The following is a 23,669-nucleotide window of genomic DNA, read 5'->3' as shown; positions in this document are numbered from 1 at the left end:
GGAGTGGCGCGTGAGCTTCTGGGAGTACCTGGTCAATCGGCACCAGCAGCTGCTCACCGACGCGTACCAGCATGTCAGCGCCGTGTTCCAGTGCATGGTCATCGCCACCGTGCTCGGCATCCTGATCGGGATCGTCACCTATCGCAGCAACTGGGGCGGCTCACTGGCCATCACCTCGACGGCGGCGATCCTCACCATCCCGTCCCTCGCCGCGATCGGTCTGCTGATCCCGCTCGTCGGGCTGGGGGTCCCGCCCACCGTGATCACGCTGACGCTGTACGGGCTGCTGCCCGTCGTCCGTAACTCCATCGTCGGACTGCGCGGCGTCGATCCCGCGCTCGTCGACGCGGCCAAAGGCATCGGGATGTCGCGGATCGCCCGGCTCTGCAGGGTGGAGCTGCCGCTCGCCTGGCCGCCGATCCTCACCGGCATCCGGGTGTCGACGCAGATGCTGATGGGGATCGCCGCCATCGCCGCGTACGCCTCCGGCCCCGGCCTCGGCAACGAGATCTTCCGTGGCATCGCCTCGCTGGGCAGCGCCAACGCGATCAATCAGGTCCTCGCCGGCACGCTCGGCATCGTCATCCTCGCCCTGCTCTTCGACGCCGCGTACGTCCTGCTCGGGAGGCTCACCATCCCCAGGGGGATCCGTGCCTGAGACCGTCGCCGGGGCCGCCGACAAGCCCGCCGCCACCTCCGGGGCAACCATCCAGCTGGAGGAACTGACCAAGCGCTATCCCGGCAACCCGAACCCGGCCGTGGACAGCGTCTCCATGGACATCAAGGCCGGCGAGACGGTGATCTTCGTCGGTCCGTCCGGCTGCGGGAAGTCCACCACCCTGAAGATGATCAACCGGCTGATCGAGCCGACGTCCGGCCGGATCAGGATCAACGACGAGGACGTCACCGACATCGACCCGGTGAAGCTGCGCCGCAAGGTCGGGTACGCGATCCAGTCGTCCGGGCTCTTCCCGCACATGACGGTCGCGGAGAACATCGCCCTCGTACCGAAGATGGTCGGCTGGTCGAAGTCGAAGGTGAAGGACCGCGTCGAGGAGATGCTCGACCTGGTCGGGCTGGACCCGCGGGAGTTCCACGGGCGCTACCCGCGCCAGCTGTCCGGCGGTCAGCAGCAGCGGGTGGGCGTGGCGCGGGCGCTGGCCGCTGATCCGCCGGTGCTGCTGATGGACGAGCCGTTCGGCGCCGTCGACCCGATCACCCGCGACCATCTCCAGGACGAGCTGATCCGGCTCCAGCACGAGCTGCACAAGACAATCGTCTTCGTCACCCACGACTTCGACGAGGCGATCAAGCTGGGCGACCGGATCGCCGTGTTGCGGGAGCGTTCGCACATCGCGCAGTTCGACACCCCGGAGGCGATCCTCACCAACCCGACGGACGATTTCGTGTCCGGGTTCGTCGGCGCGGGCGCGGCCCTGAAGCGGCTCAACCTCACCCGCGTACGGGAAGTGGAGATCGCCGACTTCCCGACGGTGACGGTCGACGACCCGCTCCAGGAGATCTTCAACAAGCTGCGCTCCGGCCCGCACAACGAGCTGCTGATGCTGGACCGCAGGAACCGTCCGTACAAGTGGCTGCGGCGCGGTGACCTGATGCGGGCCCGTGGCTCGCTGGCGCGTGCCGGGCAGCTGGTCCACGACACGGTGACGCGGGACGGCACGCTGCACGACGCGCTGGAGGCCGTGCTCATCGACAGCGGCGGGCGGGTCGCGGTGACCGGGCGGCGCGGCGAGTTCATCGGCGTCGTCGACATGCAGACCCTGATGAACTCCGTCCATGAACTCCTGGAGGCCGACCGGCTCACCGCCATGGAGCACCAGCACGACCTGGAGGAGCTGCGCGCCCATCAGGCCGAGCGGGACCAGGAGGGCGGTGCAGGCGAATGAATCCCAACCAGCCGGTCCCGCCCGACCAGCCGATTCCCCCCAACGGTTCGATTCCCCCCATCGTTCCGGTGCCTCCCAAGACCGGTGAGCAGTCGATGCCCGCCCGGCCGCCCGGCGAGCTCGAGGTCAGGGGCCGAGCCTTCCACGACGAGGAGGAGGAGCCCGCACCGCCGCCCGCAGGACCGCCGCGCCGGATCACCTGGCGCAAGCTGGTGCTGGTACCGGCCGCCCTGGCGATCGTCCTCGTCGCCACGTACCTGTGGATCACCAACGTCCCTCTCGACTCGATCGCAAGGAACTCGCTCTCCGGCGGCAATGTGCAACTGCGCTGGTGGCAGCACGTCAAACTGACCGCGATCTCCACTTTCTGGGTGCTGATCATCGCCATCCCGCTCGGGATCGCGCTCACCCGGCGCAGGTTCCGCAAGGGTGCCCCGTTGGTCACGGTGGTCGCCAACGTCGGGCAGGCCACCCCGGCGATCGGGCTGCTGGCGCTGCTGGTGATCTGGCTGGGCATCGGCCCGCGGACGGCGATCATCGGCATGGTGATCTACGCGGTGCTGCCGGTGCTCTCCAATACGGTGGCCGGCCTGAAGGCGATCGAACCGAACCTGGTCGAGGCCTCGCGCGGCATCGGCATGTCGGCGATGGGAACGCTCGCGAAGGTCGAACTGCCGCTCGCCGTCCCGCTGATCCTGGCGGGCGTACGGACGGCGCTGGTGCTCAACGTCGGCACGGCGACCCTGGCGACGTTCGGCGGCGGTGGCGGGCTCGGGGACCTGATCACCTCGGGCATCCAGACGCAGCGGATGCCGGTGCTGGTGCTCGGTTCCGTGCTGACGGTGGTGCTGGCGCTGCTGGTGGACTGGATGGCCTCCCTGGTCGAGGTGGCGCTGACGCCACGCGGACTGGAGGTGGGGTGATGCGTACGGCGGGGGCGTCACGCACGATCCGGGCCGGTCTCGTCGGTGTGCTGGTGCTCACCCCCGTGCTCGCCGGCTGCGGGCTCAAGAGCGGTTCGCCGATGGCCGACGACGTCGTGCCGGGCTCCGTCGGCCAGGGCCGGCCGCTGGACGGCGCCTCGCTGACCGTCACCTCGAAGAACTTCAGCGAGAACATCATCCTCGGCCAGATGATCGGCCTGGTCTTCAAGGCCGCCGGTGCCGAGGTCCTGGACCGGACGAACCTGCCCGGGTCGATCAGCGCGCGCGAGGCCATCATCAAGGGCGACGCCGATGCGATGTACGAATACACGGGCACCGCCTGGATCACCTACCTCGGCCATGCGAAGCCGATCACCGACCCGCTGAAGCAGTGGGAGGCGGTCCGGGACGAGGACCGGAAGAACGGGGTGACCTGGCTGCCGCAGTCCACCCTCAACAACACCTACGCCCTGGCCATCAGCAGGAAGAACAACGCGAAGTACCACCTGAGGACGCTCTCCGACGTCGCCGCGCTGGCGAAGAGGAACCCGTCGGCGGTGACGATCTGCGTGGAGAACGAATTCGCCTCGCGCGACGACGGGCTGCCGGGCATGGAGAAGGCGTACGGGATGTCGATCCCGCCCGGCAACATCAAGAAGATGGACGCCGGGATCATCTACACGCAGGTGTCGAAGTCCAACTCCTGCCTGCTGGGCGAGGTGTTCACCACGGACGGCCGGATCAAGGCGATGGACCTCGACGTCCTCGCGGACGACAAGCACTTCTTCCCCAACTACAACGCGGCGCCCGTCATCCACACCGCGACCTTCGACAAGTACCCGGAGATCGCGGGGCTGCTGGATCCGGTCAGCCGACGGCTGACCACGGAGGTCGCGCAGGAGCTGAACGCGAAGGTGGACGTGGACGGGCAGGACCCGCACATCGTGGCGAAGGACTGGCTGATCCAGGAAGGCTTCATCAAGAACGGCTAGGGGCGCCCGCCCGCCGAGAAGTTACAAAGAATTCGTTGCAAAGAAGCGTTGCAAAGAGACCTTTGCATGTCTATCGTCGAAGCATGGCAGCGAACGAAGCCGACGGCGAGAAGCCGCTCGACCCGAACATCCACCGCGTCGACGCCCGAACCCTGCGCGGCCTCGCCCACCCCCTGCGGCTCCGCCTGCTCAACACCCTCCGGGAGTTCGGCCCCGCCACTGCGTCGGGACTGGCGGACCGGCTCGGCGAGTCCAGCGGCGCCACCAGCTACCACCTGCGCCAACTGGCCACGTACGGCTTCGTCGAGGACGACCCGACGCTCGGCAAGGGCCGCGAGCGGTGGTGGCGGGCCGTGCACATGGGTACGGCGTTCGACCGGACGGCGGAGTTCCTGCGCGACCCGAACCCCGAAGTGCGCGGCGCCATGGGAGTCGTCCTGCACGAGATCGCCGGCTCGCACACGCAGGAGCTGAACACCTGGCTCGGCACCATGCACGAGTGGTCCGAGGAGTGGCAGCACTCGTGGGACGTGAGCGACTTCAAGGTGCGGCTCACCCCGGAGCTCTCGCTGGAGCTCGCCGAGAAGATCCACGACCTGGTCGAAAGCTACCGGGGCCGGGTCGCCGAGGACACCGAGGGCTCGGCCGTCGTCCGCACCCATCTGCACGTCTTCCCGCGCCCCACCGACTGACCGCACGGCCCAGCCGCGCCGCCCGACCCCACCACCCGGCCGCACCGCCTGACCTCACCGCCCGAGAGGACTTCGCCATGCACCCCGACACGCACCTGCCGCTGCACCACCTCCGCTCCGCCGAACTGCAGCAGCAGGCCTCCGAGTTCCGCCTGTCCCGCCGGCCCCGCCAGTCACCGCGGCAGAGCCTCCGCATGCGCCTGGGATGGGCCCTGGTCGAGTTGGGCCTGCACGTCCTACCGAACCGCCATGGCCTGCCCGCCCCCAGCACCCCTCGCACGGCTTAGCCATGGACGGGGGGAACCGCAAGCCGCTCGCCGCTCTTCTCGCAGCCAACTCCATATCTACTGCGGGTACTTCGCTCACCCTGATCGGGGTCCCGTGGTTCGTCCTGCAGACCACCGGCAGCGCCGGCCGGGCCGGCCTCGTCGCCTTCTGCGCCACGCTGCCGATCGTCGTCTCCGCGGTGATCGGCGGGCCCGTCATCGACCGGGCAGGACGGCGGCGGGTCTCCGTCGCCTCAGACACGGTGTGCGGTCTCGCCATCGCCGCCGTCCCGCTCCTGCACTACGCGGGGGCGCTCGAGTTCTGGATGCTCTGCGCGCTGATGGCGCTCAACGGACTCGTCCACACACCCGGAAACACCGCGCGCTACGTCCTCCTGCCGGATCTCGCCGAACACGCCGGGACCACGATCACCCGCGCCGCCAGCCTCTTCGACGCCACCTCGCGCGGCGCCAGGATGACCGGGGCGGCGCTGGCCGGGGTGCTGATCGCGTTCGTGGGCGCGGAGACCGTACTGCTGCTGGACGCCGCGACGTTCGGCGCGTCCGCACTGCTGATCGCGGCAGGCGTACGAGGGGTACGGTCGGCCGAGCCACGCAAGTCAACCGCGCTGGTCTCGCTGCGTACGTACCGCGCCGAACTGCGCGAGGGCTATACCTACTTGTTCGGCAACCGGCTGCTGCTGGCCGTCGTGGTGATGGTGCTGTTCATGAACGGCACCGACCAGGGCTGGAACGCCGTACTGCTGCCGGTGCACGCCGAGCGTGAACTGGGCGGCGCGACCCAACTGGGGCTGCTCACCGCACTGTTCGGGGCGGGCGGCCTGACCGGCGCGCTGGTGTACGGGGCGGTGGGGCACCGGTTCTCACGGCGGGCGGTGTTCACGGTGTGTGTGGTGCTCTGCGGCGGGCCGAGGTTCGTGGTGGCCGCGCTGACGGACACGACGCTGCCGCTCGCCGTGACGATGCTGCTCGGCGGTCTCGCGGGCGGGGTACTGAACCCGATCCTGACCACGGTGATGTACGAACGCGTACCGCAACGGCTCCGCAGCCGGGTCTCCGGGGCGATCACCGCGGGCTGCGAGCTGGCACTGCCGGTGGGCGGGCTGGTGGCGGGGCTGCTGGTCGAGAGCGTGGGTGTGGACGGGGCGCTGCTGGCGCTGGGCGGGGTGTACCTGCTGGCGACGGTGAGCCCGATGGTCTTCCCCGTGTGGCGCACGATGGACGACAGGCCGTCCGAGGGAGTGCGGGGCGGTGACGCGGCCGCCGCGGTGAAGGCAGACGTCTCACGCGAGTAGGCGGGCGGCCCGCACGCACCGACCGGGTCGGGTCAGGTCGGGTCAGGTCAGGTCAGGTCGGGGCGGCACTGACCGAGTCGCGCCGGGCCGGATCACGGCCCGGCCGTCAGCAGCTCGGGACCTTGTGGCCCTGCTCCAGCGCCTGCAGCGAGGACACCGCGCTCTTCAGCGTCGTGACGGGGATCAGCTTGAGCCCCTTCGGGAGCTCGGCGCCCGCCTCCTTGCACTCGGCCCTCGGGACGAGGAAGACGGTCGCCCCGTCGCGCTTGGCCGCCTGGGTCTTCAGCGAGACCCCGCCGACGGCGCCGACATTGCCGTTCGCCTCGATCGTGCCCGTGCCGGCGACGGTGCGGCCCCCGGTGAGATCGCCGCCGGAGCCGTTGCCGTCGAGCTTGTCGACAATGCCGAGCGCGAAGAACAGGCCGGCGCTGGGCCCGCCCACATTGGCGAGATGCAAGGTGACGTCCACCGAGCCGGGGGGCTTTCCGAGGTACGTCAGGGCCGCGTCGACGGCGGCGTTCTGCGACTTCTCCATGTCCTCGAGGTTGTGCTTCTCGATCTCCTTCTCGGAGCCGCCGGTCGGGTAGACCGAGTCGCGGGGCAGGACCGCACGGTCCGTCCGGAACCAGCTGTCGATCACATCTCCCAGACCGACGTCCGCCTTCGGCCCGGTCGCGATGATCGTCGTCATCCGCAGCTGACCGCTGGTGGACCGGGTCGGCGTGCCCTCGATGCTGATCACGGGCGTGCCGCGCACGTCCCCGAGCACGTTCGCGGTCGTACCGGGCTGCGCCAGCGTGAACGGCAGCGGCGCGAAGGCGGCCACGCCGAACAGCGCGACGACGGGCAGGGCGCAGAGGGCGAGGGTGCGGGGGCGCGAGAGACGAGTGACCACCCGCCCAATCTAGCCGCCGGGGGCGGAGGGCGGGTGCGGCCACCCCCGGCCCGGCCGGCGCCCCAGGACACCCGACCGGCCGGACCGGCCCGTCAGATGCTCGAGGCCCCGTCCGGCGCTTGAGGACAGCACAGCCACCGGACGGACCCGGTCACTACCGCAGCGCGTCCGCCACCTCACGGGCCGCGTCGACGACCCGCGGGCCGACCCGCTCCGGTACCGCGTCCGCGAGCATCACCACACCCACGCTGCCCTCGACCCCCGTCACGCCCATCAGCGCGGCCGCAGCGCCGCTCGCACCCGCTTCGAGTTCGCCGTGGGTGAGGGTGAAGGCGGGCTCGGCCACCGGCTTCGCCCGGGCGGCAAGGATCGCCCGGCCCGCTGCCCCGCGGTCGAGGGGATGACGGAAGCCGGCCCGGTACGCCACGTGGTAGTCGGTCCAGGTCGGTTCGACGACCGCGACCGCCAGCGCGTCGGTGCCGTCGACCAGGGTCAGGTGGGCGGTGGCTCCGATGTCCTCGGCGAGGGACCGCAGCGCGGGCAGCGCTGCCTCCCGTACGAGCGGATGCACTTGGCGGCCCAGGCGCAGCACGCCCAGGCCGACTCTGGCCCGGCCGCCCAAGTCGCGGCGTACCAGGGCGTGTTGTTCCAGTGTCGCGAGCAGACGGTATACGACGGTGCGGTTCACGCCGAGTTTGTTGGACAACTCGGTGACAGTCAGACCGTGGTCGGTGTCGGCAAGCAGCTTGAGGACGCGTAGTCCCCGGTCGAGCGTCTGGGAGGTCTCCGCGGTCACGACGCCCTCTCCTCTTTGGTGAGTGGCGGCACTCTCACGGAGGTTGCGTCGCCGGTCCCAGCGGCGACGCACGGAGAGGCCGCCGGCGGCCAAGGCACCGGCTGCGCTCCGCGGCGGCGTTGCCACGGGGCGTTCACTTTTTTGGGACAGTAGCGAGCCGGTCCGCTCAGCGGAAGACCTCGTCCAGAATCCGGGCGTCCGCGGAAATGCGGTTGTGCCTCGGAAGCATAAGTGCCGGTCAGCGCGGCGCCGACCGGATTTCGAGCATCTACGCGCGTCCAGGTCGGCCAACGCCTCCGCGACGCTCCGTGTGCGGAAGTGAACCATCGTTAACTCACCGTAAACGAATGTGGCGCAATTTTTCTGTCCGCCAGGACCTCGCCGGCCCGGATCACCGCCTCGCCGGGCCCCGGACGGCAGAGCCGGGGTCGGTCCGGGGCCCGCAGCCCCGCCCCGACCGACACCCGACACCCGTCACCGCGCGGCCTCACGGCCTCACGTCATGCGCGTGGCCCACTCCTGCACCTTCTTGATCCGCTGCTGGATCTGCCCGGCCGTCGCCTCCGCGCTCGGCGGCCCGCCGCAGACCCGCCGCAGCTCGGTGTGGATCACACCGTGCGGCTTGCCGCTCTGGTGCGTGTACGCCGACACCATCGTGTTGAGCTGCTTGCGCAGCCCCAGCAGCTGCTTGTGGGTGACCACCGGCCGGGCCTCGGCCGGCTTCTCCAGCAGGTCGGCCTCCCCGGCCGGCTTCTGCCTGCTGTGCGCGATCTGCCGGGTCTGCCGCTTCTGGAGCAGCAGCTGCACCTGGTCGGGTTCGAGCAGCCCGGGGATGCCCAGGTAGTCCTGCTCCTCCTCGCTGCCCGGGTGCGCCTGCATGCCGAACTCGGCACCGTCGTACAGCACCCGGTCGAAGACCGCGTCGGACTCCAGCGCCTCGAACGGCAGCTGCTCCTCGGTCTCCTCGTCCTCCAGCCGCTCCGCGTCGGCGAGGAGCTTGTCCTCCTCCGAGAACGGGTTCTCCTCGTCGCTGCCCTTCTTGGGCTTGTCGAGGACGTGGTCCCGCTCGACCTCCATCTCGTTGGCGAAGTCGAGGAGCATCGGGATGGTCGGCACGAAAACGGAAGCGGTCTCGCCGCGCCGGCGCGACCGTACGAAACGCCCGACGGCCTGGGCGAAGAAGAGCGGGGTCGAGATGGTGGTGGCGTACACACCGACCGCGAGGCGCGGCACGTCGACGCCCTCCGACACCATCCGGACCGCGACCATCCAGCGCGAGTCGTCCTCGCTGAACTTGTCGATCTTCTTCGACGCGGCCTTCTCGTCGGAGAGGACCACGGTCACCTTCTCACCGGTGACCTTCTTGAGGATCTTGGCGTATTCGCGTGCCGACTCCTGGTCGGTCGCGATGACGAGACCGCCCGCGTCCGGAATGCCCTTGCGCACTTCGGTCAGCCGCTTGTCGGCGGCCGAGAGGACGTTCGGGATCCAGTCACCGGTGGGCGACAGCGCGGTCCGCCAGGCCTGCCCGATCGCGTCCTTGGTCATGGGCTCGCCGAGGCGGGCGGCGATCTCGTCACCGGCCTTGGTGCGCCAGCGCATGTTGCCGCTGTAGCTGAGGAAGATCACGGGGCGGACGACGCCGTCGGCGAGAGCGTTCCCGTACCCGTACGTGTAGTCGGCCGAGGACCGCCGGATCCCGTCGTTCCCCTCCTCGTACGCGACGAACGGGATCGGGTTCGTGTCGGACCGGAACGGCGTACCGGTGAGCGCGAGCCGCCGGGTCGCCGGGTCGAACGCCTCCTGGCAGGCCTCACCCCACGACTTCGAGTCACCGGCGTGGTGGATCTCGTCGAGGATCACGAGGGTCTTGCGCTGCTCGCACCGGTTGCGGTGCAGCATCGGACGGACGCCGACACCCGCGTACGTGACCGCGACCCCGTGGTACTCCTTGCTCACGGGTCCCGCGCTGTACTCGGGGTCGAGCTTGATCCCTATCCGGGCGGCCGCCTCCGCCCACTGCTTCTTCAGATGCTCGGTCGGCGCGACGACGGTGATCTGCTGCACGACATGGTGGTGCAGCAGCCATGACGCGAGGGTCAGCGCGAAGGTGGTCTTCCCTGCGCCGGGCGTGGCAACCGCGAGGAAGTCACGCGGCTGCTCCTGGATGTACTTCTCCATGGCGCCCTGCTGCCAGGCTCGCAGCTTGCCGGCCGTGCCCCAGGGGGCGCGGCCGGGAAAGGCGGGTGAGAGGTGGTGGGAGGCGGTAGTAGTCACGGTCTCCGGTTCGGGGCTCTCGGGTACGTGGGGCGCTGTCCGCACGGGCCGGGACGGGCTCGCACGCGATACGACAACCGGGCCACCCTACCGGGGGCCCGGCCGGAACCCCGTATGGACGAACCATGGTTCGGCTCCGTTGAGACCCTCTTCACAGGGAGTTCCACGCAGCGAACACGGGCAGTTCCGCAGCGATCCCGGGCATGTCGAGACGGCCGGCTCCTCGTCGGTGAACCGTGGATTCAGACCAGCCGTGCGTGAGCGGTATGCCGTGCGATCACGCGGTACTACGCCTTTTCCCGCACCCGGCCCGCCACCCACGCCCCCACCAGCGCCACCCCCGCCATCGGCAGGAACACCACCGCGAACGCCCCCGGATGCGCCCCGGACGCCCCCGCCTCCACGGCGTCGTGCGCCGCCCCCACCGCGCCGCCGCCGAGCGCGGCGAACGCCGCGCCGCCCGCGGCCAGCAGCAGCACGTTCGACAGCCCGTCGGAGATCTGCAGCGCGGCGGAGTTGGCCCCCGCCTCCTCCGGCGCCGACAGTTTCAGCAGCAGCACGCTCGTCGAAGCGATCACCATGCCCATGCCGAAGCACCCGACGGCCCAGGCGACGGCCACCGTCCACACCGGCACCGACGCGATCAGCACCGACGGTGCGCCCGCGATCGCCGCCACGACCAGCACCATGCCGCCCACCATCAGCCGCTCCCGGTACGGCTCCAGGCGCGGCCGGGCCTGGACGTACGAGCCGAGCGCCCAGGTCCCGCCCCCGGCGGCCAGCGACAGCCCGGCCATCGTCGGGGACAGTCCGCGCTGCGTCACCAGCATCAGCGGCACGAAGGACTCGGCGGCGATGAACGACCCGGCGGCGATCCCGCGCAGCAGCACCACCGACGGCAGTCCGCGCGCCGCCCGCCCGGTGCCCGTGGGCAGCAGCCCCCGTACGGCGGGAATGAGCAGAGCGACGCCCGCGGCGGCCGGAACCAGCGCGAACCAGTTCCGCTCCTGCCCCGCGTACTGGAGCAGACCGGCCCCCACCGAAATACCGAGCGCCAGACCGATGCGCCGGCGGTCGTACGGTTCGACGGGCGCCGACGGATCGGCAGGCCCGGACGCCATGCGCCGGATCGCGGGCAGCGCGAGGGCCAGCGGGAAGACCACCAGCACCGGAATCCCGACGAAGACCCAGCGCCAGCCCAGATGCTCGGTCACGCTGCCGGAGGCGAGCGGCCCGACGACGGACGGGACGACCCAGCTCGCGGCGAAAGCGGCCATGATCGCCGGCCGGATCCGCTCCGGATAGGCCCGGCTGACCACCACGTACAACGCCACGATCACCAGCCCGCCACCGAGCCCCTGCACGGCCCGCCCGGCGATGAACATCCACATGCTGCCCGCCGTCCCCGACAGCAGCAGCCCGGCCCCGAAAGCACTGATCCCGGCGGCCAGCGGCGCCAGCGGCCCGCGCCGGTCCGCCCACTGCCCGGAGAGCACCATGGCGAAGAGACTGGTCGTGAAGTACGCGGAGAACGCGAACGCGTACAAGGGAATGCCGTGCAGCTCACGGGCGGCGACCGGCATCGCGGTCCCGACGGCGGTCGCCTCGAAGGCGATCAGGAACACGACGGAGACGATGCCGATGCTGAGCGCCCGATAGGTCCGGCCCAGCAGCCCTTCGGATTCGGCGACGACGGGAGTGTCCACAGCATGGGGCGAGACATCGGCGTCACGCGGTTCGAGGGCGGTCATGAGCCCAAGAGTAAGGGGCAAGATCCGCTTTGACCCCTGGCGCGAGTCGGTCGCGCACTGGTCCCTTGGTCGTAGGACCGGGGGCGCGGAACGGGGCGCCGACCATGAACGGCGTATGGCAGTCGCATTGCACCCCGCCCCGCACCCTTGAGCGCCCGCCTCCACCGCCCCTACGGTCGACACATCAGCAGGACACGCAGAAAACGCAAGAAGTGCACGACCGTGTGCCCGAGTGGTTCAGGGGCTCGACTGCAACTCGAGTTACACCGGTTCGAATCCGGTCACGGTCTCCGGTCCGGGAGTCACGCGGATCTGCTGAAGGTGGGGAAGCGGCCCGTTCGGGGCCGCTTCCCCACCTTCATTTCCCGCCCAGGGCCCGCCCCGCGGCCGGGTCGGCCCGAAGCCACAACCGGAGCTACGACGGCCCATCGGCAACGAACGAACCGAGACCGACCTCGGTACGGATGAGCCCTTCGGCCTTCAGATGGGTCAACGCCTTCTGAGCCGTCGAGGCCGCAATCCCGAACTCCGTCGACAGCTCCACCACGCTGGGGACCTTCCCGCCCACCGGGTAAGCGCCGTCCGCGATGCGAGCAGTGATCACTGCCGCCACCTGGCGCCACACAGGGCGCGTTCGGTCAAGATCCTCACTCATGCAGTTGACGCTAGATATCCGCGGTACACCGCGCGACCGCAGTTTACCGCACCTTGTCCGCAAGGTCCCGTTTGCGAATTCAAGAGTACGGGCCTTGCGCCGGGGGCTCCGTAAGGCGAGTTGGAGCCGGCAGGAGCGGTGGCGGGGGCGTAAGCCGGGCGCGGGCCCCAGGACCGACACGGCCCTCTCATACTCCGGCGCAGGCATCGTCACGCTCTCGGCACCCCTTGCCCCTGATGTACATGCGGGGTTCACCGTATGAACCTGAAGCGGCAACCGGCTCCTTCGCGACGGTCGGGCACAGTGTGCCCATCCACCCGATTCGATCACCAGTGCGGCAGCCCATGTCACGGCCGGCCCGCTGTCAGGAGCCTCGCCGCGATGGACAAGCCACTCCCGAGATCCGCCGCCGTCACCGGCAATCCCCAAGGGACTGCGCGGGCCGAACGGGCCAGGGATCCATGGTGGGACAACACTCGGTTCGTCTCCGCCACACTGATCGTGGTTCTGCACACCGTGGGCAGCATCATGGAACGGGAGGACGTGCTGCACTCCTTCCACATCGCAAGCTGGGCCTTCCGAGTGCCGGCCTTCGTCATGTTGGCCGGTGTGTTCAGCAGCCCGGGTCCGCTCGGTCCCCGCCCCCTGCGCTCCCTGCTGCAGAGCATCGTGCTGCCCGCCCTGGTGTTCAGTCTGCTCTTCTCGCTGGAGAGCCGTTGGCTGGGCGCCGAGTTCACCCTGCATGTCGTCCAACTGCCGTGGACCTTGTGGTTCCTGATGTCCCTCTTCTTCTGGCGGCTGCTGCTGCCGCTGGTGGTGCAGCTGCGCCACCCGCTGGTGATCACCACCGGCGTCGCCCTCGCGGTGGGATACATCGACGAGTTCGGGATGGCCTTCTCCGCCAGTCGGACCCTTGTCTATATGCCGTTGTTCTACCTCGGCTGGCGGATCGGCCAGGGCTATCTGCACACCTGGTTCACCAGCCGCTGGAGCCTGCCCGTGGCGATCGCCGGCATTCTGGCCTCCTGTGTCGCCGGCTGGCTGTGGCACCGGGACATCAAGGGCAACTGGCTGTCGATGCGCCACCCCTACTCCGTCGCCGATCCGATGAGCCTCGAATGGGCCTGGGTCATCCGGCTGCTGGTGCTGGCCTCGGCCGCGGCCCTGGTGCTCTGCCTGCTGAGGCTGATGCCCCGACGGCGGCTGCCGCTGATCTCCGCGTTGGGGGCGGGCGGCTTCACCATCTATCTGCTGCACCCGTTGGTCATCATGCCGTTCCGGGAACAGGGCTGGATCTCCCGGGTGAATACCCCCGTCGAGATCGCCGGTCTGGTGCTTTGCGCGGTCCTGCTGACGATGACGCTCGGCTCTCCGCCGGTCCGCCGACTGGTTCGGCCACTGACCCGACCGTCCATCGGCTGGATGTTCGCCCCTGCCCCGCCACGTGCGCAGCCGGTGTTCACGGAGACGTTCACTGCGCCCGCCCCGTCCACGGTGACGGCGACAGTTCCGGCGCCCCGCAGTGCCGCCGAGCAGCCGACCACGGCGACTTGATCGCGCGACGCGCACACTCGGCCATGTGCCCGAGTGGTTGAGGGACTCGCCTGCAAAGCGAGTTACGCGGGTTCGATTCCGGTCGCGGCCTCTGGCGCCTGACCAGGCGAAACGAAATGGCGGCACCCCGGTGGGGTGCCGCCATTTCGGCCGTCCCTTGTGCTCCCTGCGTTACGCGGGGTCCAGTGACGGCTGCGCCTCGAGTCCGCCGTCCCCCTCGCAGTCCAGCTGCTTCGCCATGGCCAGCGACACGGAGTGCGCCACGGTCGCGTAGGCCCTCTTCAGTGCCTCGACGTCGCCCTCGGGCTCCTTCGGCATCCCCATCCGCTCGACGTTCATCTCGACGTACGCAGGGTTCTGCACGGACCCGGGCAGCTTCTGGCTCCGGCAGATGAACCGGACATAGGCCTCGTCGTGGGCGGCAGCCGCCCACTCCCCGATCTCCAGCCGAGTAAACCCCGAGGGTGGCTTGGTGTCCGCCCCCGTGGCCTCGTTGGACAATCTCCAGGTGACACGGAGTTCGTAGCCAGGCGTCCCGACCGGGGTATAGATGCGGCAGACGTCGCCCTTGTTGCCGACGGGCTCGGGGATACGGCCGGAGACAATGCCGACCAGCTCCTCTGCGGCGTGGGCCACCGTGGACTTCTCGGCGGACGCCTCGAACCGCGACGAGCCGGTGATGGCCTTCAGCGCCTTCCCCGCCCCGGCGGACACGGCGGCACCTCCACAGAGCCGCTCAGGGGCCACAGACTGCTCCCGGGCCGCCTTCGCGGGGTCGTCCTCATCCCCTCCGCAGCCGACGGCACCGGCCAGCAGGGCGGCTGCGACAACCGCGCGGGAGAGCCCTCTGCAGATACGCCTACCACTCATGAACATCAGCATTCTTCCGTGTCATTGCCCCACTCACCACCGGGCGTACTTCGGCTCGCTCGTCGACTTCACCGTCAGAACGGACCACTTGACCGTGGCCTCGACCACCTGGCCGCCATCCCCGTCCTCAGAAGTTCGGCCCTTGCCCGGGCGCGCCTCCATACGGAGAATTGGAGCCAGGAGCACCCGGTGGGGGTCCATAGGCCGGGTACGGAGGCTGCTGATACGGGTGCGGAGGCCCATAGGGCTGCGGCACAAGTGCGGCGGACCTGCGGCGGCGGGAGCGGATGGCCAAGGCGGTGACCGCTGCGCCGATAAGAGCGGCGACACCGATACCGAGGCCGATCCAGAGGCCAGTGTTGCTGTCGGTACCGGATGCCGGGGCTGCGGTGGCCGGCTTGTCGTCGCTCTCTGAACTTCCGGTCGCCTGGGAGGGCTTGGCTGAGGGCTGAGCGCTCTCGGCTGCCGCGAGATCGGGGAGTGGGTACTCGTCGGCCGGGCCGGGGTCGCCGGGGGTTTTCAGCGCGATGCGGGGGCGGACGACGCCGTAGCCGATGTAGTCAGTACGCTCGGCGCCGCTGGTCGGGCCGCCTGCCGTGTTGAGCATGACGCGCAGGACCTGATTGTTCGTCCAGTCCGGGTGCTTGGACCAGATGAGCGCGGCAGAAGCGGAGGCGATGGCGGTCGCGTCGCTGGTCCCCTTGCCTTTACACACACCAGTCTCTCCGCCGCAGGCGTGGATCATGTTGACGCCCGGCGCTGAGAGGTCTACCTGTGGCCCGTACTGAGACCAGCCAGCCTTGCGGAGGTCCTCACCGATCGCCCCCACTCCCACGACGCCAGGCGTACCGGCCGGATACTCAACAGCATTGGCTTCATCGCCGCTATTTCCAACGGCGGAAAAGATGAGCGAGCCATTTTCGAGCGCATATTTAACGGCATCCGAGACCTGTCGCGATCCGGTGCCATTCCCCAGAGAAATGTTAATGACCTTTGCCCCATGGTCCACCGCGAAGCGGATAGCAATGGGCAAGTCTCTATTGAAGTTTGCATCACCGGTAGCGCCATTGACGCGACCAGCATCGTCCCTCATCCGAATGGGGAGAATCTTGGATCCAGGAGCGAGGCCGAACGCACCATCTCCTCCACCAGACTTCCCCGTTCCGGCGATCAATCCGGCCATTCCAGTGCCATGGCCGTTGTAATCGGTGCGTTCATCTCCAGGAGAATTCGGCGCCAGATCCTTACCCTTGAGCACCTGGCCTTGAAGATCCGGATTTGAAGAGTCGACGCCTGAGTCAATAACAGCAACAGTAACGTTCTCACCCGTGCTCGTCTCCCACATCTCCTCGGCCCTCATGGCGGTGAGATGCCACTGTCTGGAGCGCACGGAGTCCGCATGCGCGGGCCCGACAGCAGAGCCTGCAAGTAGCAGCCCCAACATCGCGGAGACCACGACTCGACGACGAAAGAGTTCCGTACTGCTACTACTGGTACTCATCTGCTTCCTCTGCCGTTCTCTCGCTGATCAGTCGATGACCGGAGGCACAACACGTCTGGCACCCTGCTGCCAGGTCTCCTGGTCTTCAGTGAGGTAATCCGGTCGCTCGCCTCCCTCATCGCGACGCGGATCCCCCGTCCGAGAACTGTGCGGAGACATCGGTGCGCCCCTCCCCACCGGACCAACACCGTGCGCGCCCTCGGCTGGCCTGGCGGCCCTCACCAGGCCAGACCCCCCAGGTGTGAATGGGCGCATGCCAGTGCGGCCGGGCTGCTGAGAACGACCACCTACAATGCCGCCCGTTTCGCCTGCGAGACGACGGCCGCCGCTCATCCCGCTTTGGCCAGGACCGATGCCGGAACCCACGCCTCCTGCACCCATGGCACGGCCCATCGGCGCACGTCCCTGTGTTCCCTCGCCACCGATCACCGTCCCACGAGGAATTCCACCCGCCGGGCGCCCTGAAGTCTGGGGAACTGCACGTCCCCCGGTGATTCCGCCGCCTCCAGAGGGGCGACCGATAGGACCAGAACCGAGTGGACCTACCCCGGTGCCCGGCATCGATGGACGCGAGATCCCCGTCGCCTTGCCCCCGCCACTTGGACCGGATGGCATCACAGGTCCGCCGCCGAAGGCGGGAGGTACGGGAACTCCCGTGGAAGGGAGGACGCTTTCAGGCCTGCCTCCTCCCGGAAGACCTGACGGGGTCACGGACGGAACTGACGGAGCGTCCGGCAGCGTGGCGACTCCGTCAATCCCCATGTCTACCGGCCTCGAGATGGGGGTGCTTCCCGCAGGCTGGGACCCGATCATGTTTCCTGAGGGTGCAGACACACGGCCCGATGAATCCGCGCCCGGTCCCTGTGTCACCGACGTGTATCCGGTGCGATCGGAAGAGACACCGCTCCCGGTACCGCCCGCGACAGACTCGTCCTGGCCACGGCCGACCTCGTCCTTCGGCACAATCGCCTGCGGCGGGGGCGGAAACGCCGGCTTCTCCAGTCCGTCCATCTGCGAAGCAGACAACGAGTACGTCTGCGCCAGCTTCCGCATCTGCGCAGCCGCCTCCTGGCGGTTCGCCTCCTGGGTTGCGATCAGCGTCTCCGCCGACTTCTGCGCAACCGCCGACGCATCCGGGTCATTGCGCGCCGCCAACGCCGCGTCCAGGTTGGCATGTGCACCCGCCTGGGTGCGCGGGATCGCCGCCTGGGCCGACGCGACCGCGTTCGAAGCCTGCGTCAGCCACTTCGACGCGCCCTCGCTGTAATCGCCCAGGCGCAGCGTGGAGTTGGCCAGGTCCGCGCTCCATGTGCGGAATGCGTCGGCGCCCTCGCCCTTCCATTCGACCCACTGCGGGCGCACCTTCAGGTCTTCCGCGATCTTGCGGATCTCTTTGGCCGCGCTCACCAGTCGGTCGGCCGCACCCTGTATCGCCCCGCTGTTGGCCTGGTCCAGCCACGCCAGCATCTCCTCGTGGGACATGCTCTCGAACGGCGTACCCGAGCCGCTTTCCCCGTGGTCCATCTCGTGCCCCCGTCTATGCCCGTGCCAAGCCGCTGATCGTCGTCTGCATCGGTCAGATGGTCCCGGTGGACTCGCCGGGCGTCGGCTTCGCCGCCGCCCGCTGGTCGGCATGCTGCTTGGCCGGCACCGTCGGGTCGTACGAACCCCCGTAGTGCTCCTGCGCGTTGTCGTTGATCGCGAGCATGCGGCGCCGGATGTCCACGTCGAGGTTCTCGTAGCCCTTGTGGGACGCGAGCACCGCGATGCCCATGCCCTCTATCGAGTCCGACAGCAGCTTCGAGAGCGATTCGAGCTGGGTGATGACCGTCTGGTACGAGAGAAACAGGTCGGCCGCCTCGGCCCAGCCGTTGTGGCCGCCGCCGAACTGGGTGCGGACCATGGGCTCTTCGCCCACCTTCTTCGGTCCGGCCGGCGATGCCTTGAGGTCGCGCAGGAGTTCGTCGATCCGGTCGCGGAACTTCGTGAACGACGAAAGCTCGGTGACCAGTTCACCGACCGCGTTCTGCGCGAAACCGACGACGGACCCGAACGGCCCGCCCGGTGTTTCCGCCGACCCTCCGGCGTCACTCGGCAGCACAGCAACCTCCCCCGTATGCAGCTGTCTTCAGCTTTGGGGATCACTGTAGTCAGCAGCGAGGACAGCGCGCATCTCCGTGTTGCATGTGCAACGCAAATCGGTCAGGAGTTGGCCGCTGCCACAGCCGCCTGCGGTCGGATCGGGAGGCGGTTTATCGGGCGGCCCGTCGCCGCGCGGACTGCCGCGGCCACCGCTGCCGGGGACGTCACCACCGGGACCGCCGAGACGGGCTTGGCGCCGAAGGGGGCCACCACGTCGCGCTCCTCGACGAGTTTGACGATGCGAATGTCCGGCGCGTCAAGCGATGTCGGCAGTGCGTAACCCGTTAGGTCGGGGTGGCGGATCAGACCGCGGGCCGTGCGGAGGTTTTCGGTCAGTGCCGTGCCGATGCCCTGGGTGATGCCGGCTTCGATACGGGTCGCCAGCTGGGACGGGTTGAGGACCCGGCCGACGTCCTGGGCGACGGCCATCTCCACCACGCGGATCGAGCCGAGTTCGATGTCGACGTCCACTACCGCGCGGACCGCGCAGAAGGCGAGGCCGACGAACGCGTCGCCCTGGCCGGACTCGTCGAGCGGCTCGGTGGGGTGGGGGCGGCACTGGGCGGTGGCCCAGAGCTCTTTGCCGTCCATCGCTTCTGTGACCGTCGTGGACAGCACTCCGTCGTACGAGGTGATCTTGCCGTTGGCGATCTGGAGCAGCTCCGTGGACATGCCGAACTTGTGGGCCAGCGGTTGGAGGAGCTGTGTACGGACCATCTTCGCGGCCCGTTCGACGGCTCCGGCGGAGACCCAGGTGTGGCGGCCGTGCGTGGCGGGGCCGGCCGGGGGCTGGTCGGTGTCGATCGAGGCCACGTGGACCTCCTCGATGCCCAGGGTCTCCTGGACCACCTGGCGGGCCAGGGTCGAGAAACCCTGGCCGGTTTCGACCGCCGCGCAGATGACCGTGGCGACGCCGTCGTGGACCTTGACCGTGGCCGTGGAGACCTCGTCCGCTCCCTCGGCGCCGAGCATGTGGACCATGCCCAGTGCATAGCCGACGCCGCGGCGCACCGCGCCCGGCTCGCCCGCGCCCTCCGGGCCGCCGGGCAGCAGCCAGTCGTCCTCGGGAGAGTCCTTCGGGAGTGTGGGGAGCGGGAAGTCCCGTACCGCTCGCAGAAGTTCGGCGACCGGGGCGGGGCACGTCACGGTCTGGCCGGTGGGCAGGATGTCGCCGGTCGAGAGGGAGTTGCGCAGGCGGAGTTCGGCCGGTTCGATGCCCAGCTTCGCCGCCAGTTTGTCCATCTGGCCCTCGTACGCGGCGCAGACCTGCATCGCGCCCTCGCCGCGCACATGGCCGGACGGCGGGTTGTTCGTACGGACCGCCCAGCCCTCGATGAAGGCGTGCGGAACGACGTACGGACCGCAGGCGAAGGCCACCGCGGCGGCCAGGGACTCGGACGAGGCGTCGGCGTACGCGCCCGCGTCGAGGAGGATCTGCGCCTCCACCTTCACCAGCCGGCCCTCCGCGTCCGCGTGGTGGCGGTAGCGGAGCAGCGTCGGGTGGCGGTGGGCGTGGCCGAGGAACGACTCCTCGCGGGTGGCGGCCAGTTTGACCGGGCAGCCGGTGCGCAGGGCGAGCAGGCCGAGCGGCAGCTGGAAGCCCGGGTCCTCGCGGTCGCCGGTCGCGCCGGGGACACCGGTGACGACGATCTTCACCCGGTCCGGTTCCAGACCGAAGCAGGCGGCGGCGAGGTCGCGGTCGGTGTGCGGGTCGGTGGAGGCGGTGTAGATCTCCACGCCGCCGTCCGGGCGGGGCACGGCGAGTCCGGCCTCGGCACCGATCGGGGCCGGGTCCTGGCGGCCGATGCGGTACAGGCCCTCGACGATGACCTCGCCCGCGACGTCCGGGTCGCCGTAGCGCAGCGGGATGTGACGGATCAGGTTGCCGTCGGGGTGCAGGGGCTCGGCCTCGAAGGCCTTCTCCGGGTCGGTGACCGGTTCCAGGATCTCGTACTCGACGACGACCGCCGCCGCGGCAAGGCGGGCCGTGTCGGGGTGGTCGGCGGCGACCGCGGCGATCGGCTCGCCGTGGTGGCGGACCAGTTCGGACGCGAAGACCGGGCGGTCGACCACACGGCGGCCGTACGCGCCGTCGCCGGGGACGTCCTCGTGCGTGACGACCGCACGCACGCCCGGCATCCCGGCGGCGGCGGTGGTGTCGATGGACAGGATTCGGGCGTGCGGGTGCGGGGAACGCAGCACCGCCGCCCACAACAGTCCCTCGGCCCAGAGGTCGGCCGCGTACGGGAAGGTGCCCTCGGACTTGGCACGTGCGTCGGCCGGCGGCAGCGAGGCGCCGAGGCCGAACACGGGCGGCTCGGTGTCGGGGCTGTCGACCGGCGGGGTGGTGAGCGTCGTGCGGGTCGCGTTGGCCGCGGTGGCTGCGTCGTTGCTCACGCCATGCCTCCGTCCTGCAGATGTGGCTGGACACTACCGGCACCCGGGGCTGCCTGGTGCGGGATGCGCGCCTCGTCGGCGTGCGCTTCCGCGGATGCGGACGTGGGGCCGGGCACGGCGGCGGCTTCGGCACTGGCCTCGCGGCCCGCGATGACCTCGCTCACGGCGTCGAGCACGCCGCGGTAGCCGGAGCAGCGGCAGAGGTTGCCGCAGAGCGCCTGGCGGGTCTCCAGCTCGCTGGGGGCGTGGTTACCCTCCAGCAGGTCATGGACGGTCATGGCCATGCCGGGGATGCAGAAGCCGCACTGGACGGCGCCGCAGTTGGCCAGGGCCCGCTGGACGTCGGACGGCTCGCCGTCGACGGCCAGGCCCTCGACCGTACGGACCTCGCTGCCCGCAGCCGTGGCCGCGGGGACCAGGCAGGAGGCGACGAGCCGACCGTCGACCTGGACGTTGCAGGCACCGCACTCGCCCTGCGAGCAGCCGTCCTTGGCACCGGCGAGGCCGAGCCGCTCGCGCAGCACGTACAGCAGCGACTCGCCGATCCAGGCGTCGGTGACCGGGCGGTCGGCGCCGTTCACATGCAGGACGTAGGAGGCGGCGGGGTGCTCGCTCGACGTGTCGAGGGGTGCCGGGTCGAGGGGCGGTACGTCGGCCGGGGCCTCCTCCGCAGCGAGCGTGGCGGCGGGGATGTCGGCGTCGGTCCCGACACCGGGGACCAGGTCCGGGGAGAGGTCGGGGACCAGGTCCGGGGCCGGGCCCGGCACGAGGTCCGCCGTCGGGTCGGCGGCAGGCTCCGTCGGCAGCTCGGCGTCCGCGTCGCGCTGCACGTGGACGCGCGTGGACTCCGGGTCAGGCGCCTGCGTGACGTCCACGCCGTGCGCCGGCGTCCCCACAGCCGTTTCGGGTGCCTCGGGGGCCGGCTCCGGCTCCGTCGCCCACGGCGCGGGCGCGCCGCCCGGCAGCGTGGCCGGCGGCGTCCGGTCCCCGTACCACTGGGAGGCCAGCGCCGAGGTCGTGAACTCGCCGGACTCGTCCGGGAGGTCGCCCTCGGCCACCGGGATCGTCCACTGGCCGGTGTGGCCGAGGGGCTCCGGGGCCGTCGCCTCGGCGAAGTCCCACTGGCCCGTCGCGGCCGACTGCTCACCGTGCTGCTCGTGCTGGGAGTGCTGCTCGTGCTGCGGGTACTGCTCCCCCGCGGAGTGCTGCTCGTGCTGCGGGTACTGCTCGCCCGGGGAGTGCTGCTGGTGCTGGGGGTACTGCTCGCCCGGGGCCTGCTGCTCGTGCTGCGGGTAGCCGTGCTGCTGGTTCGGATCCGGCCAGTGCACCGTGCCCTGCGCGGGCTGCTCCGCGCCGCCCTCCGGCAGGCCCTGCGTCTGGACCACCCAGCTGCCCGTCGCCGCCGGGTCGAGCCCGGCCGCAGGGGTCAGCGGCAGGATCATCGGCGGTACGTAGCCATGGCCGGGGGCAGCCAGCGGTGCGTTCGCCAGGTCCTCCGGCGGCAGGTGGACGAAGGCGGTCGCCTCGGAGTCGTACTCGCCGCCCTGCGGGGTCGGCTGCCAGCCCCCGTGCTGCTCGTTGTGGTCCTCGTGGTTGGCGTTGCTGTTGCTCACGACAGTGCCCTCCCCAGCGCGCGTCGGGCGAGCGCGGCGACCGTGCGCCGCAGATGCAGTACGGCGGGGGGCAGCGGTGGCGCCTCGCCCCCGTCGGCGGGCGGTGCCTGGTCCGGGATGCACGCCGCTGCGACGTACTCGCCGAACGCGGCCAGCGCGTCGGGTGCCAGGCCCCGTTCACCGTCCCAGTCGATCAGCGAGGCGATCCACCGCTCGGCCTCCAGCGGGCGCAGCGGCATCGGCGCTATGGCGCCGACCGCGCAGCGCACCCCGCGCCGGGCCGGGTCGAGGACGATCGCGACGGATGCGGTGGCGCGTCCGGGGCCGGTGCGGCCGGTCGCCTTCAGGAAGACCTGCGGGGCGTGCAGCAGCGGTACGCGGACGAAGCCGATCAGCTCCGCGGGTTCGAGCATCTCGCGGCCGGCCAGCAGGTGCGAGACGGGGATCTCGCGGCGGGCGCCGCCGGGGCCCGCGATGACGAGCTCGGCCTCCAGGGCGGCGAGCACCGGCAGGGCGTCGCCGGTCGGGGCGGCGGTGGCGATGTTGCCGCCGAGCGTCCCGGCGTTACGGATCTGGGGCGGGCCCGCGGCGCGCGCGGACGCGGCCAGGGCGGGGATCAGGGCGGCGAAGTCGGGCCGCCCCATGCGGGCGTGGGTGAGTCCGGTGCCGAGCAGGGCGTGACCGTCCTGGTAGTGCCAGCCGCGGAGCTCGCTGATCCGGCCGAGGCCGACCAGTCCGGAGGGACGCAGGAGCCCCTTGTTGACGGCCGACATCAAGTCCGTGCCACCGGCCACAGGAACGGCGGCAGGCATGGCGCCGAGCGCCGCCACGGCCTCGTCGAGCGAGGCGGGCAGCGTCACGGACTGCGCCGCCTGCGGTGCGTGCGTGGTCAACCCAGCTGCCCCTTCCCGGTGTCCCGGCGTCCGGCTTGTTTCGCCGTACGGTACGTGCTCGAAGCCCGGACGTGGCAACTCTGGCACATCTTCCGATCGGACCGACGCGAGGGTCCGCGAAGGGTGCATCTGTCCCCGACCTGGAAGATAGTCCTGTTTCGCACCTCTTCGGCGCAGAGTGTGAATTGGCACTCTTCAGCCATGTTTGTACGACTTGTTCCGTTCGTGC

Annotated in this window: 20 protein-coding genes and 2 tRNA genes; 11 read left to right on the top strand and 11 right to left on the bottom strand. The window is 70.1% G+C overall.

Annotated elements, in window-relative coordinates:
* Positions 1-10: 10 nt before the first annotated feature.
* The 7 genes from OHA88_RS28490 to OHA88_RS28460 all read left to right on the top strand — a co-directional run bounded on the left by OHA88_RS28490 (position 11) and on the right by OHA88_RS28460 (position 6,096).
* A complete protein-coding gene (locus tag OHA88_RS28490) occupies positions 11-658 on the top strand; it encodes an ABC transporter permease (protein ID WP_328627591.1) in 648 nt (215 codons plus the stop codon).
* The gene (locus OHA88_RS28485) at positions 651-1,907 is read left to right on the top strand and encodes an ABC transporter ATP-binding protein (protein ID WP_328627590.1); all 1,257 of its coding nucleotides are present in this window, start codon (positions 651-653) and stop codon (positions 1,905-1,907) included. The genes OHA88_RS28490 and OHA88_RS28485 overlap by 8 nt, the downstream gene beginning before the upstream one ends.
* A gap of 95 nt (positions 1,908-2,002) precedes the next feature.
* Positions 2,003-2,830 (top strand): ABC transporter permease, encoded by an 828-nt coding sequence (locus tag OHA88_RS28480; protein WP_328629818.1) that lies wholly within the window; start codon positions 2,003-2,005, stop codon positions 2,828-2,830.
* Positions 2,830-3,822, top strand: coding sequence for a glycine betaine ABC transporter substrate-binding protein (locus tag OHA88_RS28475; protein ID WP_328627589.1), 993 nt, complete (start codon positions 2,830-2,832; stop codon positions 3,820-3,822). Before OHA88_RS28480 ends, OHA88_RS28475 begins: the two co-directional genes overlap by 1 nt.
* A gap of 83 nt (positions 3,823-3,905) precedes the next feature.
* Entirely contained in the window at positions 3,906-4,514 is a 609-nt protein-coding gene (locus OHA88_RS28470) for a winged helix-turn-helix domain-containing protein (protein WP_328627588.1), read from the top strand.
* 77 nt (positions 4,515-4,591) lie between these two features.
* On the top strand, positions 4,592-4,801 hold the full coding sequence (locus OHA88_RS28465; RefSeq protein ID WP_328627587.1) for a hypothetical protein: 210 nt from the start codon (positions 4,592-4,594) through the stop codon (positions 4,799-4,801).
* Between the two features lie 2 nt (positions 4,802-4,803).
* Entirely contained in the window at positions 4,804-6,096 is a 1,293-nt protein-coding gene (locus OHA88_RS28460; protein WP_328627586.1) for an MFS transporter, read from the top strand.
* A gap of 106 nt (positions 6,097-6,202) precedes the next feature.
* Here OHA88_RS28460 and OHA88_RS28455 read toward each other — a convergent pair whose 3' ends face one another.
* The 4 genes from OHA88_RS28455 to OHA88_RS28440 all read right to left on the bottom strand — a co-directional run bounded on the left by OHA88_RS28455 (position 6,203) and on the right by OHA88_RS28440 (position 11,815).
* Complete coding sequence (locus tag OHA88_RS28455) at positions 6,203-6,991, bottom strand: S16 family serine protease (protein WP_328627585.1); 789 nt, start codon at positions 6,989-6,991, stop codon at positions 6,203-6,205.
* Between the two features lie 154 nt (positions 6,992-7,145).
* A complete protein-coding gene (locus OHA88_RS28450) occupies positions 7,146-7,787 on the bottom strand; it encodes an IclR family transcriptional regulator (protein ID WP_030923018.1) in 642 nt (213 codons plus the stop codon).
* Between the two features lie 495 nt (positions 7,788-8,282).
* Positions 8,283-10,064 (bottom strand): DEAD/DEAH box helicase, encoded by a 1,782-nt coding sequence (locus OHA88_RS28445; RefSeq protein WP_037822492.1) that lies wholly within the window; start codon positions 10,062-10,064, stop codon positions 8,283-8,285.
* 287 nt (positions 10,065-10,351) lie between these two features.
* Positions 10,352-11,815, bottom strand: a complete 1,464-nt coding sequence (locus tag OHA88_RS28440; protein ID WP_328627584.1) for an MFS transporter — start codon at positions 11,813-11,815, stop codon at positions 10,352-10,354.
* A gap of 218 nt (positions 11,816-12,033) precedes the next feature.
* Between OHA88_RS28440 and OHA88_RS28435 the strand changes: the two genes are divergently transcribed.
* Positions 12,034-12,105: transfer RNA gene (locus OHA88_RS28435), tRNA-Cys, on the top strand.
* A 125-nt stretch (positions 12,106-12,230) separates the two neighbouring features.
* Here the strand turns inward: OHA88_RS28435 and OHA88_RS28430 are convergent.
* Complete coding sequence (locus OHA88_RS28430) at positions 12,231-12,470, bottom strand: GntR family transcriptional regulator (protein WP_328627583.1); 240 nt, start codon at positions 12,468-12,470, stop codon at positions 12,231-12,233.
* Between the two features lie 381 nt (positions 12,471-12,851).
* On the opposite strand from OHA88_RS28430, the gene OHA88_RS28425 reads away from it, so the two are divergent.
* Together OHA88_RS28425 and OHA88_RS28420 are read left to right on the top strand one after the other, a co-directional pair.
* Complete coding sequence (locus OHA88_RS28425) at positions 12,852-14,024, top strand: acyltransferase family protein (RefSeq protein WP_328627582.1); 1,173 nt, start codon at positions 12,852-12,854, stop codon at positions 14,022-14,024.
* Between the two features lie 19 nt (positions 14,025-14,043).
* Positions 14,044-14,115: transfer RNA gene (locus tag OHA88_RS28420), tRNA-Cys, on the top strand.
* Positions 14,116-14,195: 80 nt separating this feature from the next.
* Here OHA88_RS28420 and OHA88_RS28415 read toward each other — a convergent pair.
* Both OHA88_RS28415 and mycP read right to left on the bottom strand, forming a co-directional pair.
* On the bottom strand, positions 14,196-14,894 hold the full coding sequence (locus OHA88_RS28415; protein ID WP_328627581.1) for a hypothetical protein: 699 nt from the start codon (positions 14,892-14,894) through the stop codon (positions 14,196-14,198).
* Positions 14,895-15,021: 127 nt separating this feature from the next.
* Positions 15,022-16,395, bottom strand: a complete 1,374-nt coding sequence (mycP, locus tag OHA88_RS28410) for a type VII secretion-associated serine protease mycosin (protein WP_328627580.1) — start codon at positions 16,393-16,395, stop codon at positions 15,022-15,024.
* A gap of 883 nt (positions 16,396-17,278) precedes the next feature.
* On the opposite strand from mycP, the gene OHA88_RS28405 reads away from it, so the two are divergent.
* Positions 17,279-17,662, top strand: a complete 384-nt coding sequence (locus OHA88_RS28405; protein WP_328627579.1) for a hypothetical protein — start codon at positions 17,279-17,281, stop codon at positions 17,660-17,662.
* 309 nt (positions 17,663-17,971) lie between these two features.
* Here OHA88_RS28405 and OHA88_RS28400 read toward each other — a convergent pair whose 3' ends face one another.
* From OHA88_RS28400 to OHA88_RS28385, 4 genes are all read right to left on the bottom strand, one after another.
* Complete coding sequence (locus OHA88_RS28400) at positions 17,972-18,496, bottom strand: hypothetical protein (protein WP_328627578.1); 525 nt, start codon at positions 18,494-18,496, stop codon at positions 17,972-17,974.
* Positions 18,497-18,597: 101 nt separating this feature from the next.
* Positions 18,598-20,934, bottom strand: coding sequence for a xanthine dehydrogenase family protein molybdopterin-binding subunit (locus tag OHA88_RS28395; RefSeq protein ID WP_328627577.1), 2,337 nt, complete (start codon positions 20,932-20,934; stop codon positions 18,598-18,600).
* Entirely contained in the window at positions 20,931-22,547 is a 1,617-nt protein-coding gene (locus tag OHA88_RS28390; protein ID WP_328627576.1) for a 2Fe-2S iron-sulfur cluster-binding protein, read from the bottom strand. The genes OHA88_RS28395 and OHA88_RS28390 overlap by 4 nt, the downstream gene beginning before the upstream one ends.
* Positions 22,544-23,440, bottom strand: a complete 897-nt coding sequence (locus OHA88_RS28385; protein WP_326629912.1) for an FAD binding domain-containing protein — start codon at positions 23,438-23,440, stop codon at positions 22,544-22,546. The genes OHA88_RS28390 and OHA88_RS28385 overlap by 4 nt, the downstream gene beginning before the upstream one ends.
* Between the last annotated feature and the right edge of the window lie 229 nt (positions 23,441-23,669).

The sequence above is a fragment of the Streptomyces sp. NBC_00353 genome (genome assembly GCF_036108815.1).
Lineage (GTDB): Bacteria > Actinomycetota > Actinomycetes > Streptomycetales > Streptomycetaceae > Streptomyces.
The sequence above is the reverse complement of the archived record's forward strand: the minus strand, read 5'-3'. Positions and strand labels throughout refer to the sequence as shown.

Excerpts from the sequence above, each read along its gene's own strand:
- OHA88_RS28480 (WP_328629818.1), top strand. The coding sequence starts at position 2,003 with ATGCCCGCCCGGCCGCCCGGCGAGCTCGAGGTCAGGGGCCGAGCCTTC.
- OHA88_RS28475 (WP_328627589.1), top strand. The coding sequence starts at position 2,830 with ATGCGTACGGCGGGGGCGTCACGCACGATCCGGGCCGGTCTCGTCGGT.
- OHA88_RS28470 (WP_328627588.1), top strand. The coding sequence starts at position 3,906 with ATGGCAGCGAACGAAGCCGACGGCGAGAAGCCGCTCGACCCGAACATC.
- OHA88_RS28465 (WP_328627587.1), top strand. The coding sequence starts at position 4,592 with ATGCACCCCGACACGCACCTGCCGCTGCACCACCTCCGCTCCGCCGAA.
- OHA88_RS28460 (WP_328627586.1), top strand. The coding sequence starts at position 4,804 with ATGGACGGGGGGAACCGCAAGCCGCTCGCCGCTCTTCTCGCAGCCAAC.
- OHA88_RS28440 (WP_328627584.1), bottom strand. The coding sequence starts at position 11,815 with ATGACCGCCCTCGAACCGCGTGACGCCGATGTCTCGCCCCATGCTGTG.
- OHA88_RS28430 (WP_328627583.1), bottom strand. The coding sequence starts at position 12,470 with ATGAGTGAGGATCTTGACCGAACGCGCCCTGTGTGGCGCCAGGTGGCG.
- OHA88_RS28425 (WP_328627582.1), top strand. The coding sequence starts at position 12,852 with ATGGACAAGCCACTCCCGAGATCCGCCGCCGTCACCGGCAATCCCCAA.
- OHA88_RS28415 (WP_328627581.1), bottom strand. The coding sequence starts at position 14,894 with ATGAGTGGTAGGCGTATCTGCAGAGGGCTCTCCCGCGCGGTTGTCGCA.
- mycP (WP_328627580.1), bottom strand. The coding sequence starts at position 16,395 with ATGAGTACCAGTAGTAGCAGTACGGAACTCTTTCGTCGTCGAGTCGTG.